The organism is Mesorhizobium sp. M7A.F.Ce.TU.012.03.2.1 (genome assembly GCF_004006095.1).
In the GTDB taxonomy this organism is placed as follows: Bacteria; Pseudomonadota; Alphaproteobacteria; order Rhizobiales; family Rhizobiaceae; genus Mesorhizobium.
In genome coordinates this window covers 2,050,119-2,064,291 of the sequence record NZ_CP034779.1, presented here as the reverse complement: position 1 = coordinate 2,064,291, position 14,173 = coordinate 2,050,119, and the positions used below count along the sequence as shown (strand labels likewise).

General features: G+C 59.6%; 13 protein-coding genes and 1 pseudogene. 1 reads left to right on the top strand and 13 read right to left on the bottom strand.

Features of this window, described 5'->3' with window-relative positions; all coding sequences use genetic code 11:
* The first annotated feature begins 602 nt into the window (after positions 1–602).
* Positions 603–2,405, top strand: a complete 1,803-nt coding sequence (locus tag EJ079_RS09985; RefSeq protein ID WP_127808917.1) for an ABC transporter ATP-binding protein — start codon at positions 603–605, stop codon at positions 2,403–2,405.
* A gap of 597 nt (positions 2,406–3,002) precedes the next feature.
* On the opposite strand, the gene EJ079_RS33775 is transcribed toward EJ079_RS09985, so the two are convergent.
* The 13 genes and pseudogenes from EJ079_RS33775 to nifE form a co-directional block, all read right to left on the bottom strand.
* Positions 3,003–3,125, bottom strand: coding sequence for an exopolysaccharide production repressor protein (locus EJ079_RS33775; RefSeq protein WP_245467838.1), 123 nt, complete (start codon positions 3,123–3,125; stop codon positions 3,003–3,005).
* A gap of 79 nt (positions 3,126–3,204) precedes the next feature.
* Complete coding sequence (locus tag EJ079_RS09975; protein WP_245481891.1) at positions 3,205–3,366, bottom strand: exopolysaccharide production repressor protein; 162 nt, start codon at positions 3,364–3,366, stop codon at positions 3,205–3,207.
* An 80-nt stretch (positions 3,367–3,446) separates the two neighbouring features.
* The gene (gene fdxB / locus EJ079_RS09970) at positions 3,447–3,764 is read right to left on the bottom strand and encodes a ferredoxin III, nif-specific (RefSeq protein WP_174800308.1); all 318 of its coding nucleotides are present in this window, start codon (positions 3,762–3,764) and stop codon (positions 3,447–3,449) included.
* A complete protein-coding gene (locus EJ079_RS09965; protein WP_127811313.1) occupies positions 3,761–3,964 on the bottom strand; it encodes a CCE_0567 family metalloprotein in 204 nt (67 codons plus the stop codon). Before EJ079_RS09965 ends, fdxB begins: the two co-directional genes overlap by 4 nt.
* A gap of 45 nt (positions 3,965–4,009) precedes the next feature.
* A pseudogene (locus EJ079_RS33770) lies at positions 4,010–4,407 on the bottom strand (DUF269 domain-containing protein).
* Positions 4,408–4,742: 335 nt separating this feature from the next.
* Positions 4,743–5,747 (bottom strand): TlpA disulfide reductase family protein, encoded by a 1,005-nt coding sequence (locus tag EJ079_RS09955; RefSeq protein WP_127808914.1) that lies wholly within the window; start codon positions 5,745–5,747, stop codon positions 4,743–4,745.
* Positions 5,748–6,422: 675 nt separating this feature from the next.
* Complete coding sequence (locus tag EJ079_RS09950) at positions 6,423–7,721, bottom strand: SidA/IucD/PvdA family monooxygenase (protein WP_063169368.1); 1,299 nt, start codon at positions 7,719–7,721, stop codon at positions 6,423–6,425.
* An 842-nt stretch (positions 7,722–8,563) separates the two neighbouring features.
* Positions 8,564–9,436, bottom strand: a complete 873-nt coding sequence (locus tag EJ079_RS09945) for a universal stress protein (RefSeq protein WP_063169369.1) — start codon at positions 9,434–9,436, stop codon at positions 8,564–8,566.
* Positions 9,437–9,531: 95 nt separating this feature from the next.
* Positions 9,532–10,347 carry a response regulator transcription factor gene (locus tag EJ079_RS09940; RefSeq protein ID WP_063169370.1) on the bottom strand — a complete coding sequence of 272 codons (816 nt, stop codon included), beginning with the start codon at positions 10,345–10,347 and terminating at the stop codon, positions 9,532–9,534.
* A complete protein-coding gene (locus tag EJ079_RS09935) occupies positions 10,344–10,823 on the bottom strand; it encodes a NifX-associated nitrogen fixation protein (RefSeq protein ID WP_024505267.1) in 480 nt (159 codons plus the stop codon). Before EJ079_RS09935 ends, EJ079_RS09940 begins: the two co-directional genes overlap by 4 nt.
* A gap of 16 nt (positions 10,824–10,839) precedes the next feature.
* Positions 10,840–11,337: a nitrogen fixation protein NifX gene (gene nifX / locus EJ079_RS09930; protein WP_126097324.1), complete on the bottom strand. Its 498-nt coding sequence runs from the start codon at positions 11,335–11,337 to the stop codon at positions 10,840–10,842.
* The gene (gene nifN, locus EJ079_RS09925) at positions 11,334–12,686 is read right to left on the bottom strand and encodes a nitrogenase iron-molybdenum cofactor biosynthesis protein NifN (protein ID WP_126104986.1); all 1,353 of its coding nucleotides are present in this window, start codon (positions 12,684–12,686) and stop codon (positions 11,334–11,336) included. The genes nifX and nifN overlap by 4 nt, the downstream gene beginning before the upstream one ends.
* Positions 12,687–12,694: 8 nt before the next feature.
* Entirely contained in the window at positions 12,695–14,170 is a 1,476-nt protein-coding gene (nifE, locus tag EJ079_RS09920; protein ID WP_095489376.1) for a nitrogenase iron-molybdenum cofactor biosynthesis protein NifE, read from the bottom strand.
* Between the last annotated feature and the right edge of the window lie 3 nt (positions 14,171–14,173).

The window sequence follows — 14,173 nt, the reverse complement described above, 5'->3', positions numbered from 1 at the left end:
AGTTTGCTCCAGCCCAGCCTCGCAACATGCGAAGTCAACGGGACCGAGCCGGAGTTCCTTCCGCCACCTGGAGTACCTTCAAGAGTCGTGCCAGCTTGCGAGCGAAGCTTCTTCTTCAGGTTGTCAATCGACTGGGGAGGTACCCAGGAGGCGAACCGAACAGCACTGTGTCGGGGAGCGCACAATCCGACAGTCGAGCATTCGATTGACGGAATATGGGCAGGAAAGTATTCGCGGCGCGCTTTTGAAATCAGCACCTAAGTCTCGGGCCTGAGAGAGCTGCATTGCCTGTACTTATTTGATCGAGGCAGGAACAATTTAGAATTCAATCGATACATCGACCCTCTTTTCCAATCTCCCGAGTTGGGCAGCCGAAGCAATAGTATTCGACTGGATCGCGGCTGACTTTCTCCAGGCTCGGTAACCTGCTGAATTTGCCCTTCGGCTGTTCCCGCTCGGTTGGCACGACTTTTGAACCTCACCATCGTGAGGCGGCAGGAGCTGCCCGCCAAAATTGATGCTGTTATGGGGGAGGTCGAGATTCCAGTTTTGTCTTTTAACGTCTTTGGGACGGAGCGTGTTGATGCGCCCGCTTGGAAACTATGAAACGTTTCCCCGTCCATGGGCGCGGCGCCACTTGTCGCGAAGTTTTCGCCTTCACTGTTCGCCTCTGGAACAGGCAGCCGGCCCGGCTCGCGATCATAATGACCGCGATGCTCGCCTCCACGCTGGCTGACGTGTTGATGCCGCTCTATTCTGGCCGACTCATCGACGCTGTTTCTCGTGCTGCTAATGCGGCAGCACCAGCTTCGGATTCAGCTGTTGCAGCATTCTCTGTACCGATTGCATTGGCACTCGGTGGCATTGCCATGCGCCACGTCGCCTTCATTGGCCTGAGCGACCTGGTGTTGAAAATGATTTCCGACGTCGCGACCGAAGCGTTCCATCATGTGCAGCGCTTTTCGACAGACTGGCATGCAAACAGCTTCGCCGGCTCGACAGTGCGCAAGATAACGCGCGGCATGTGGGCGCTCGACCTCCTCAACAGCACGATACTCGTCACGCTGCTCCCGTCGTTTGTCATCTTGATCGGCTCGACGGTGCTGCTCGGCTGGCACTGGCCGGTCATGGGCGTGATCTTTGCTTGCGGCTCTCTCGTCTACCTTGCGTTTTCGATTTCGCTGTCGCTCGGCTATGTCGCGCCAGCGGCGAGCCTTGCCAACCGATGGGACACAAGGCTCAGCGGCGCGCTTGCGGACGCGGTCAGTTGCAACGCTGTGGTCAAGGGCTTCGGCGCAGAGGTTCGCGAAGACGAGCGGCTTGCAAATATCATGACGAAATGGCGGCACCGCGCGCGCCGGAGCTGGGTGCGCGGAACGATCATCGGCTCAACCCAAGGCGTAACTTTGGTTGCGCTCAGGGTGGCGGTGGTCGGATATGCCCTGCTTCTGTGGTCGCATGGACAGGCAACGCCGGGCGAGATAGCATATGTTCTCACGTCCTTCATCGTCCTGCAGGGCTATCTGCGTGATGCCGGCATGCATGTCCGCAACGTGCAGCACTCGGTTAATGATATGGAAGAACTGGTGGCCATCCACAATCAGCAGGTGGATGTTGCCGATCGTCCAGAGGCCAAGCCGATCCGGATCACGAACGGCCGTATCGATTTCGAGAACGTCCACTTCCGCTACGCCAACCATCCCCTGCCGCTCTATAGCGAATGTTCGCTGTCGATTGAAGCTGGCGAAAGGGTTGGGTTGGTTGGACCCTCCGGTTCCGGCAAGACAACATTCGTGAAGCTGATCCAGAGACTCTACGACCTGAGCGGCGGCCGGATCCTGATAGACGGTCAGGACGTCTCCGAGGTGACCCAAGAGTCCCTTCGTTCGCAGATCGCGATCGTGCAGCAGGAGCCGATCCTGTTTCACAGGTCGCTTGCCGAGAACATCGCCTATGGCCGGCCTGGCGCGAGCCAGGCCGAGATCGAGCAAGCGGCACGACTGGCAAGTGCCCACGAATTCATCGCGCCCCTGCCGAAGGGCTATGGGACATTGGTCGGCGAAAGGGGTTTGAAGCTCTCCGGCGGCGAGCGCCAGCGCGTGGCGATCGCGCGCGCCTTCCTCGCGAACGCGCCGATCCTTATTCTGGACGAGGCCACGTCGAGCCTCGATTCGGAATCCGAGGTGCTCATTCAACAAGCGGTGGATCGGTTGATGGTGGGCCGAACCACACTCGTCATCGCACACCGGCTGTCGACGGTCCGCTCGCTCGATCGGCTGCTCGTCTTCGACCGTGGCCGCATCATGGAGGACGGCGATCATGCCGCCCTGATCAATCTCGATGGTGGCATTTACCGCCGCCTCTTCGAACGGCAGGCGTTGGAACTCGCGAAGGGCCTGGCCTGATCGCTAAACCGGCTTGCGCGATGCGCCGAGCCGTTGCCGGAGAGGGGTGTGGCAGTGACGAGCGGCGGGCGTTAGGCGGCAAAACCAGCACGGCCGGAACTGTCCGCCAAACGGGCGAGCGGGAATGCACCACGTCTAAGCTTCGGCGAATGCGCGCAGTTACACGCGGGCACCGAATTGTCGCGCCTAACGGCGCACGCACCAAAAGGGCGGGAATGTCGACGGCCCGGGAAGAGTGCGGCCCTCGCCGTTACCCACATTTCGCCAAAGGAAGCGAAGTCAACGCACATTGAGAGGGCGGTGCTTCCCGGCCGGCTGGGATCCCTGTCGCTGGCCCAACCTACCGCACGCCGGCCACGTCAACGGTTCAAAGTCCCTTCGGTTCGCAAAGTCGTCCCCTTGGAGACCCGGAAGCGCAGGAGCTCCGACCGCAGTCTTCGCTCAACTCTGGCCATCTGCTCCGGGATTGGATTCCGTTCCCTTGCTAGCACAGTGGCAGCTGAGCACGAACTCGCCGGCCCCGTGTCTTTCGATTACGGCCAACGGGCTTAGGAAGAGATTGGATTCGCCGGCCCTCTGCGGAGCGAATGAACAGTTCTACAGATCATCGACGTCCGCGAAAAAGAGCACGCAGCCGAAGTAGCCGGCCTGAAGCAGCAGCGAACAGGCCAGCGTCGTGACGACTGCCACACGGAGCGAATCCAAAGCGAAGTAAACCATCGACGCATTGCTGCACAGGACCAGCCCCACGAGCCGACAAAAAGATGAAGTGCACGCCGCTCCCCTGGTTTTCGCCAGATCATGTTGCGAGCTCGTCGGCCGCAACATGCGTCTGGCAGTTCTTGGGGCAGACGCGGCCGCAGGCTCCGCAGCCGATGCAGNAGCCGGCCTGAAGCAGCAGCGAACAGGCCAGCGTCGTGACGACTGCCACACGGAGCGAATCCAAAGCGAAGTAAACCATCGACGCATTGCTGCACAGGACCAGCCCCACGAGCCGACAAAAAGATGAAGTGCAACGCCGTTCTCCTGGTTTTCGCCAGATCATGTTGCGAGCTCGTCGGCCGCAACATGCGTCTGGCAGTTCTTGGGGCAGACGCGGCCGCAGGCTCCGCAGCCGATGCAGCGGCCGGCATCATCGACAACCATGATCATGCGATTGAGCTTGCCGTCGAAATCGTCGTCCTCGTCATCGCAGGGGCCGAGGATTTCACCCGCATCATCAACGCCGTGAAGATGCATGACATCGCGCGAGCAGACCTTGAAACAACGGCAGCAGCCGATGCAGGTCTTGCTATCGATGGAGGTCAGGTACGACGGCATCCAAATGGAGCCGTCACGGGTGGTGAATGTGCGCATCATCCTAAATTCTTCATTGAAGCGAGTTCTCTCTTGGCAACATCCAACTCGGCATAAACGGCTTGGGTTTTCTCGGCGACTTCCTGTATGTCGGCCCACTTGCCCGGCAGACCCTCGACRAGGTCCTGCAATGCCATCTTGGCAATAGCTGCACGCAACTGGAGCTTTCRGACTTTYTTCCTCATCYTATCTAGGTCTGACATAGATCCTTCCTGGAACAATGGTTTCTTGATGCGCTCCATCTCGGGCTAGGCTTCAATGGCTGCAGTCGCATCGTCGACCAGTTTCGTACCGGCCTCAGCAAGTTTGCGGAAAGTCTCGAAGCCGAACCGGTGGACGTCTCGACAGAACGCCCAACCGCNGGCGACGTCGACACGCCGGAGCGCTCCTCGATCGCAAGCGCTACGGCGGTGTAAAACATGTCGAGCCTCCACAGCGCGTCAGGATCGGGATCGCCGCCAAAGGGTACCGCACGTTGCTGTTGCTTGGTGATGATGAACTCGGCCAGCAGCTCGGCATCCGAATGGCCTTCCCATAAGCCGAAGGAATCCTGAGTACGAATGAGCCGCAGGAGGCATTTGACGAACGGGGAAGCAAGGGCCTCGTCGTCCTTGTGGACAGCAGGGCCAACCGGTTCATGAGGAATTTCGCTTTTCCCCAATTTCAGTACTCCTCTTGAAGGACGATCTCTTTTTCTGCGATGTGTGGTTCGGGCGCTTGCGTGGGCGGGGAATGGCTTGGGCGAGCCGATCCCACGCAACAGTGTCCCGTGGCCGACCTCGAGCACGTCCACCAGTGCCAGACCTTTCACCGCGGCGCGAACGCCTGCGCCGCGGTTCGACCCGAGGTAAACGCAATGGAAATTCCACCTGCCGCAAGCCGCGCACTTTTGCGGCATCGACGTTATTGCTGCGAAGTGCGCCTGGGCGGGCGGATTTGCCGGTGTTCAATTCCAATTGTCATGCCCTTCGCGATCCTTGCTCAGGAAGTGACAGCGTTTTGAGTTTCGGAAGTTTTGTTTTGCGGAGCCACACAGAGACCCGCGTGACAGGCAGGCTCACCCGTGTAGTTGGCCAGGGCTTGGAGCAACGAGGTGAGGTAGCGCTGTTTGGTTTGGTCCGGCACTGGCTCCGAATGGTCCAGCGATTTGATTGCCACCTCGATCAACTCGATCGCCCGGTCCTTGTTGCCGCTCTCGTAATAATACTGAGCGACCGGAAAGTAACACTCGAATTTAAAGTCTCCATCGCCTTGCGGAGGATTAAGTTCCAGGATCTGTTCGGAGAGCTCCTTGCCCATCGCAAAGCGATCATCATGCGGAAGATGGGAGTTGTCGATCGTGGGATGGAAGAGTTGTTTCAGCGCCATCACCACCCAAGACATCGCTTCGAACTTTTTGTTGATCGCGTCCTCGACCAATTCGCGCATAAGCGGCAAGCCGGTTTTGATGTCGCGCAGCTTGTGAAGCAGAATATCCGCATGAACCCGCCGAAAATCAAAAGAGTCTGGCATCACGGCGAGGCCTTCTTCGATGGCCAATAGTGCCGCTGGCCAATCCTCGTCCTGCATCGCCGGCCCAAGTTTGGCGTATATCGGCTGACTCAGCGACGATTCGCGCACACGCGAGATTCGCTTTGCATCGACGGCTTTCGCTTCATAGCTGCTGCGCCAGCTGCCGTTAAGGACTTTCGGCAAAACGTCATCGAGAGGTGCCGGGTGGCCGATATAAGCGATGTGGCCGTCGCGGTCGACCACGAACGAGGTGGGAATCCCGAACGAAGAGCTGGGTTCCAGCCAGAGCTTTTTCATTTCGCCAGTGCAATCGAACGCTGTCCGATAATTCAGATTCGGGAACTTCTCGGTCAGCCAGGCATCCACGTTGGTCCGCGCTTCGTCCGCGGTTGCAGCCTTTTCGCAAGCTGCGACTCCGATAATCTCGAATCCGCTGTCTTTATATTTCTCCTGCAGTTCGATCAAATGGGGCATGGACGCAGTTCCATCTTGGTGTCCAAAGTCATTCCACACCTTTCGTCTCTTTTGTCGCGGAATATTTTCCAGTCAAAATCGGACACGGTCTCGAGGGCATTGCTCCCTCTCGCTTGCTTCAGCGGAGCTCTCACCGTGTTGCCGCACATCAAGCACGGCAAAGGGCATGCCAACCCTTCTTAGCTTCGGCAAGCGCCGGTACCGCCTTGAATAAGCGAGCCCTAACATGGCCAGCTGACGTTAACCTGAATGTCGGCTTTCGACGGCTCACCTTAGCGGCTGCCGTTTAGGAAGGTGAGAGTTTGGCTGGCCCGCTGGCGTAAGACCGGCTTCGGCGTCCTGGAGTAGTCGCACTTCGGCGATGGGGTCGAAAGTGCGGGAGAGGCTCGGTACCCTTGCAGCCACCGCCGCATGTGGCCCGGCGTCATAATTCGCGTCGCGGTTGCCAACGGCGGCGTCGGGCTCGATCCACGTGGCGTTGAGCCCGACAGCACGTAAAGCTGCATCGTGATTGAATGCCCTTTGCTGTTTCACGCCAAGCAGGAGTCGCGCGACGCTACCTTGCTCAAGCGCGAGCAGAGCGATCTGACGCCGTAGGAATATTGCTCGTCCGCTTTTGCCGCCAGAGGCGGAAATCTTTCCTGAATGCCACCGCCGATCATCAATATCGACGAATCATATCCCGCTGCCCATTTGTTCGACTCCGAGGTCGGGCCAGCACTCCGTCAAGGGACGGTTGATGAACCCTAGATGCTCGGGATTGGCGCATGGCGCGCGCCGCAGAAGGCTGTCAAGGATGCGGCGCGCTCGCCAGGCCAGCAGCCCAAAGTTCGGATCAGCCAGCCCGCGCTGTCCAAGGCAGGCGTTCTGAACGAAAAGGCGTCGGTCTCGCGGTCCGTCCCAGTACACCGAAAAATCCTCGCCGATGGCGAGCTCATTGCCGATCTGTTCGAGGCGATCTGCGATCGGTTCTAGGAAACCCGGCAGCGGTTTCTCGTAACCGGTGGCCAGGATGACGATATCGGCGGTTACTTCTCCGATGTTGTCCAAGCCGCGTTGCAGCGTGAGCCTGTGCCCTGCTCCGGCATTGATGCAGCGCGACACGTTGCAACTTGGCCGCAATGTGATCTCGCATTGGTGTGGCTCGAGAAAGGCGTGGTGGTAGAGCGCCTGATAGACCGCGCGCAACTTGCTTTCTGAAATGCCCTCGGAGGCAAGCGCGAAACGCCGCAGGAACAGCTGTCGATGCACCTCGCTCATCGCAGCAAAACGATCCGAGAAGCATGGCGTGAACAGCCCGTTTGTGAACGCGTGGTCGTCGAAAGGCATCTCGCGCGTCAAGACCCATGTGATCGCCGCGGGCCGCCGTTCTTTCGGCCGGCCGACAAGGTGCAGTAGCAGCTCGGCTCCCGACTGTCCGCCGCCAACAACGCAGACATGCTTTTTTTGCACCTCAGGATTGATGTGGGCCAACTCAGATGAGTGGAACAGGTTGGGTCCAGTCCAGCCATGAAACTGAGGCGGAATTTGCGCCTGCTTGCCTATGTCGATGACGAGGTTTCTTGCATCAAGGACCGCGTTGTCCGTCCGCACGCGAAACTCGCCGTCAAAGCGGATTTCGCGAACGGCCTCGCCGCCACGGACAAGCGGATTCTTCTGGAACGCCCAGTTGAGATATTGGGCGAACTCGGCTCTAAGCACCCCGTGAAATTGCGCATTGAGGAAATTGTAAAGACGCCCGTTCTCGTGGAGGTAGTTTACGAATGTGTAGGCTGATCGCGGATTGACCAGAGTAACCAGATCCTGGAAGTGGCCGACCTGGAGCTCCGCGCAATCGAAAGCGCTGCCTGGATGTCCTCGGAAATCGACCTCCCGGTCCAGGAACAGTGCCCCTTGCGCAATCTCTTCCTGTATCTGACACGCAAGGCTCAAATTAGATGGTCCAGCACCCACACCAATACAAAAGAGGTCCACTTATCCTTACTCCTCTAGGAGTGTTTTCCAACTCAGCGGCATGTTGACGTCGATCGCCGGGCATTGAGCAATGCGAACCTCACAGGCATGCTTGAGCCGCGGTCCCGACTGAGAGGACAGCAAAAGCGTGTGCCGCCTTCCAGGTCTTGGGCTCAATGTCGGCGGCATCGACAGCGGCGCGGCGTGATCCGAACCCAAGAGCAGAAGGAAAGTGTGTGATGCTGTCGCGCGGCTCTTCCGGATCTTACGGCGGCTTCTAGCGCCGGCCTCCACCCCAGGAGTGGCTGTTTCCCTGCCACGACGGAAGCGGCTCTTTCTTTCGAGGGGCGTAACCATGGATAACGGCTCTTAATGCTTTCGGAGACTCCCATGCATGCGGCGTGCCGGATAAAGACCTGTCAAACCAACGAGTTCGCGCAGTTCCAGCTCGTCTGGAATCCGACATTGTCGCACGCCCGACGATCGGGCAGGGGAAGCTCCGCGGCAGCGGCCCTTGCACACCGCAGGCTGACAGGGACAGCCGCCGATTTGACGCGCGTCCGGGTACTGATAAGGGGCCTTCCAACAGGGTTCGCGCACGAGGCGGGGTCTCCTGGTACACCCGCCCTGTGGCTTGGCTGCGGTCTGCTGCAGCCGTTCGTCTTTACTGCCCGTTGCGGACGATCTCGCACGAGTTGGTTCACGAGAGCGTCGTGAAGCAGTCGAGGCGTCCGGTTTGGCTCTGACAAGCGTCGCAAGATGTTCGCGGATCCAGCCATGTCTCCGCAATCCGACCGGTAACCGACGACGACTTCGGACTGGTTGGCGGTCCTACGACCTGATCGGTGTTCCTACGGAGCTGATCAGCGAGCCAAAAACAGCGGCAATGTGGTCTTCCCAAAGCTCCAGCTCGGCGGACCGCCGAAAATCCGCTCACGCAGCCCACGGCTGCCATAAGCACCCATAACCATCATGTCAGCACAGATGTCGTTCGCGTGCTGGGTCAGCACTGTGCCCGCCGATTTGCCGGCGCTCTTAAGCAGGTCAACGGAGACCCGAGCACCGTGCCGAGTAAGATAGGCAGCGATGTCAGCTCCAGACTGCGCGCCTTTCCCGTTGTTTTGCGCCTTTGGATCGACCATAGCGACACAGACTTCCTTGGCAGCGGATAGGATACTAAGAGCTTCCCGAACCGCACGCGAGGCCTCTACACGCGAATCCCAGCCGACCAGCACGCGTCGAGGCGACAGCGTCGCCTTAACGCCCTTCGGCACGATGAGCACCGGCTTTCCGCTATCGAACAAGCAGCCGTTGACAACAGGAGGTCCGAGAGTCTCATCGTTGAGGAGGTCTCCTCCAACGATCGTCAGGTCAGCGCAGAGCGCCCGCTGTCGTGCCACTTCACCGAGGCTAGCCGGATCGCAATAGTCGGTGTCAACGTCACAGGAAAGCGACATAGCTTTCAGCCTTTTGAGGATATCCGCGGACCGTCTTTCCATTCTGGTCACGTCCTGTGAAAATTTCTCGATTTGCTGAAATCGATAGTTCGGTACTGCAATTGCCTGTGCACGTCCTGTATTCCATTCGGGGGGCGGAGACGACATCAAGAGCAATGGAGGCGGTATAATGAGTACCGATAGGTGCGCGCCGACCTCGGCACACAGTCCGGCAGCTGTTGTGAGGTCCTCATCAGAATGATCAGCACCCGTCACACTGAATATGCTTTTAAATTCCATTTGCCTGCTTCTCCTGGTCTTCGTTAGGAGCGCCTCAAAGCGGCAACACCGCTCTCAGGAGGAAGAGAGAGCGGCACCACGTTCGATCACCGATTTCAGTCGTCCGGCTTCTCGAGCGAGTAGCCGGCCGACCTGACGGTGCGAATGACGCTGCCGGGCAAGGCCGTTTTCAGCGCCCTCCTGATTCGGCTGATATGGACATCGACGGTGCGTGCACCGACATGAATGTTGGGCAGCCAGGCCGCCCCGATAAGCTCGTCCCGGCTGAAGACCTTGCCGGGGGCCTCAATCATAAGCCGCAGCACGTTGAAATCGATCCGTCCGAGATGGATGTCGTGGCCATTACCGCGAACCCGATGGGCATCGAGCTTCATCTCCAGGCCTCCACAACAAATCCAACTGTCGTTTTCAACCCCGTTCGGACCACGCTTGGTCAGCCCGAGCCTCGCCCGCAGGCAGTCGAGCAGCTTGGCCGGAGCCACCGGCCGCACAAAGCTCTCAACGCCTGCCTTCAAGAGATCGAGGTGCTGGTGCTCGGCGCCAGGCGCGATCAGGGCGATGATAGGCAGGTCGGTGGTGCGCGGTTCCCGCTTGAGGTGGGCGCAAATTGCGGACCCGTTTATGCTGGCTGGGTCGCAATCCAGCACTACGGCCTGAAGCTCCCGTTGTTCGGCCAAGGCCAGCGCAGCCTTCGCGCCGTCTGCCGTCTCACTGCTGAAACCGTCAACCTCCAGTATGTGACTGTAGAGCAGATAGAACTCGGCATCTTGCGAGCAGATCAGGACCAGCGGCTTCTTCATCGGCGATACCCCAACAACCTGGTCGGCCTCGAGTCCCTGGATCGAGGGGACTGGCCAACATAGTTTCTCGGGTCCGTCATGATGGCCTTTCTCGAAAATCGCGCCCATCATGCCAGCGCCACGTGGGGAAAGGTTTCGATGACTGAAATCGCATCGTCGACCAGCTTCGTACCGGCCGTGGCGAGCTTCAGGAGCGTCTCGAAGCCAAACCGGTGGACATCGCGCAGCGTTTTGGACAAAACGACCAGCCGTCCGGTCGTGAAAAGCACCCGACCAAAACCCTCATGGCTCACCTGGATCATCGGCGATGCCATAAGGCCGCAGCGCTCCTCGATCGCGAGCCCGATGGCGGCGTAGTACTTGTCGAGCCTCCACAGCACGTCGGGATCGGGATCTCCGATGATTGGGATCCCTCGGCGCTGTTCCTTGGTAATGATGAAGTCGCCCAGCAGCTCAGCGTCCGCTTTGCGTTCCCACGAGCCATAGGAATCCTGAGAACGGATCAGCCGCACGAGGCATTTGACGAACGGGGTGCAAAGAGCCGCCTCGTCTTCGGCGACAGCTGGGGGGATTGCGGGGTCAGGCATTGGCGTCCTCCTCTTTTCAGTCCTCGTCCTCGAAAGACGGTTTCTTTTCGGCAATGCCCGCTCGCGCCAGCACCTTGCGCAGCCAAGGCGGAGGACACGTCCTGAGCATCATCTGCGTGCGCAAGAGCACCTGTGGGATCGATTGGGGCTCCGCCACTTTGATCGGGTGGATTTTTGCCGCGACAAGCTTGGCTGCCGAAGGGCCGCCAATTGCCAGACAAAACAGGATCTGACAGCCCTTGAGCGCATCCACCTTTGGCGTGATGCGATCATCGCGCTCGGCCCGATGCTCCCCGCTTTCATCGGACACGTCATCGAAGGCCACGGCTTCTACGAGATTCCATTCCTCGCGCGTCACGTCGTAGACAGCAAAGCGCCTGGCCGACCCGAAATGGGCGTTGAGGTCCTGCATGTCCTGAGTGGCGATCGCAACGCGCAATGCGCCCTTACGTCGTTCAGGCATCGGGGCGAAAACCTCATTACTGACCAGCGAGAGGCGGCGAACAGCGTTCATCGTGATATTTCTCGATTACGGAGTGGATCAAGCGCCTCAGGAGTGGGCGCGTGTTGGTTGGCCTGGAAGATGCTGGCGACCTCGAAGATCATGTCGCGGGTGCCCTGATAGAGAATTGCGAGCTTGTGCTGGCTGCCTAGTCGATCGAAGACCGGGAACCCGATGCGCATGAGCGGAATTCCGAGCCGCTCCGATGCTTGGCGCCCGTGCGAATGCGTGACAAGCAGGTCAGCACCGACGGCAAGACTTTCCAGATCGCCGAGATCGCCGATCTGAACCGAAACCGCCGGGACTTTCTTGAGAATTTTAGACCTGTCGGTCGTTGTGACGGCCGCGGCTATCTCGGAGCCGAGACCAGCAAAGAAGGTTGCAAGTTGGAACAGCTGGTCTGGTTCGGCAGCGATGGCAATTTTCTTGCCGCCGAAATGGAAATGTCCGTCGAGCATCGCATCCTGCAATTGCGCCCGGCGCCGGCGCACGCGGGCCGGTACCGCCGCGCCCGAAATCGAAGACAGCAGCGACACGAAGCGGTCCGTGTCCTGCAGCCCAGTCAGTGACTGGAACAACACGTAAGGCACGCCGGTCAACCCGAGCAGCGCTTTCGCCGGGCGGCGCATGTGCTCACCGATGGCGATGCATCGCATGGCCGTACCCAACTCGCGAATGTCTTCGACGCTGGTGCCGCCGTATGTGGTCGCTACCCAGCGGTCAGGAACCGTACCGTCGAGCGAGCCTGAAATGTCGGGCAGAATAACCGGCTTGAGCCCAAAGCTTTCAACCATGTCCCGCATATGCTCGATGTCGGCGACAGAGAGGTTGCATCCGGGCAGGATTGCGATCTTCTTCGGGTGCCGCGCCCGTTCGCCCGAGCGCGTAATCCCTTCGATCATTGCGGTGACTGCCTTGGCCCAGCCCTCTTCGATCGCGCCGTCAAAATCCGGCGTGTTGGCCAGCACGACCTCCGTACCCGCAAGCTGTTGCGTGTGCTTCCGCATGATGTTGGCAATATCACCCGCGCAATCTTCGCCACGCGTCTCCACCAGCGCGGTCGTGCACACCCCGATCAGCGTTGGCTTCGTGCGGTTCTTGAGGTTGAGGATCGCCTCTTCCAGATGGTCGGCTGCGCCGAGGATGGTCGCCACCTCATCCATCGCCGTAGTCTGCAAGGGAATCGCTTCTTTGAAGTGCCGCACGAAGAGAACGAGCGCAAAGCTTGTGCAGCCTTGGCTGCCGTGGAACAGCGGCATCGCACCGTCGACGCCAAGAAAGGCAAAGGCGGCACCCAGCGGCTGCGACGACTTCAGCGGGTTGACTGCCGCCGATTTGCTCTGGGGAAGGATGCGGGCCATCGGTCGCCTCAACACTCGTGTGCCGTCGCGCAGGCGAATTCATCAAACAGGTACGCGGTCTCGTTCCTCGTGCACGGCAATTCGCCTATCAGCTCAGGCTGGCAATCCCACGGGGCCGGCTGGCGCACCTGAGACCAGATCGGATTGTGAATGGCGAGGTCGATCTGGCGTACGAGTTCCACCATGCCGTCATAGCCGGCATAAGGATGCTGGCGCTCCTGGTTGATATCGAGCCAGGGCGTCTTGGCCTTGAGCGCAATGAATTGCGTGCGACCGCCCGACAGCATGATATCGGCCCTGTGTTCAGAGAGCATGGCGTACAGCTCGCTCGCAGCCATGGATTCGAACATGTGCTTGTCGTGCTTGAGAACTTGTTTGATGCGCTCCTTGTCCTGCACCGTAGATTTCTTGATCGAGGTGCCGACGATCTCGATTCCGATCTCCATCAGCGCATGGACAACCGACCAGGACTTCACACCGCCTGTGTTGAGCAGCACGCGCTTGCCTTGGAGCCTTTGCCGGTAGGATTCGAGTTTCTTCCACGCGATCGCCTCCTGCTGCGCGATCAGCGTCTCTGTGCGCTCGAGGATCTCCGGATCGGCGCCCTTCCTCACCAGCAGCCTGACAAGGTTTCGAAGAGCTTGCGATGTGTCGGAGATGCCATAGAAGGAGCCCTCGAAGAACGGGATGTCCCAGCGCTCCTCCATCTTGCGGGCAAGACTGATCAGCGCGGTCGAGCACACCATCATTGCCGCCCGGGCGCGGTGCGCGGAAGCAATGTCGCGGTAACGCGCATCGCCGGGAATGCAGGCGCGCACCCGGATCCCGAGCCGATCGAGGAGCGGCTTTACAAGCCAGAATTCGCCCGAGAGGTTGAATTCGCCAAGGATGTTGATGTCGTAGGGTCCGGGGTCGTCGGGTTCGACCGTGCCGATGACATGATCGAGCAACGCCTCGGCGGCGAGCTTATTGCCGAGGTTCTTGGAGCCTGCCAGGCCAGGCGCATTGATCGGCACCACGGCCAAACCGAACTTTTCCGTGGCGCGTTTGCACACGGCCTCGATGTCGTCACCGATCAGCGCCGTTACGCAAGTCGAGTAGACGAAGATCGCCGGCGGCGCGTATGTGTGCTTGATCTCGCGGATCGCCTTGAAGAGTTTCCGCTCGCCCTGCCCCATCACAAGGTCGAGTTCGGTGAGGTCGGTCGTGAAGCTTGTCCGCCACAAGGTCGGCCCTGACGAAACCGCACCACGGTTGTCCCAAGAATTGCCCTCGCAGGCGAGCGGCGCATGGACCAGATGCGCAACGTCGGTGATCGGCTGCAGGACGATCTTGGCTCCGTCAAAGGCGCAGCCGCCGGCTGCCGCCCCTGGTGTCAGCGACTTCGAGCAGCCCTCCTTGCGCGCCTTGGCATCTTTGCCACGGTTCTTATCGCAGGCGGGCTCATCGAAGGCGTCCTTGATTTTGGCGCTGAGGGAGGACATCGC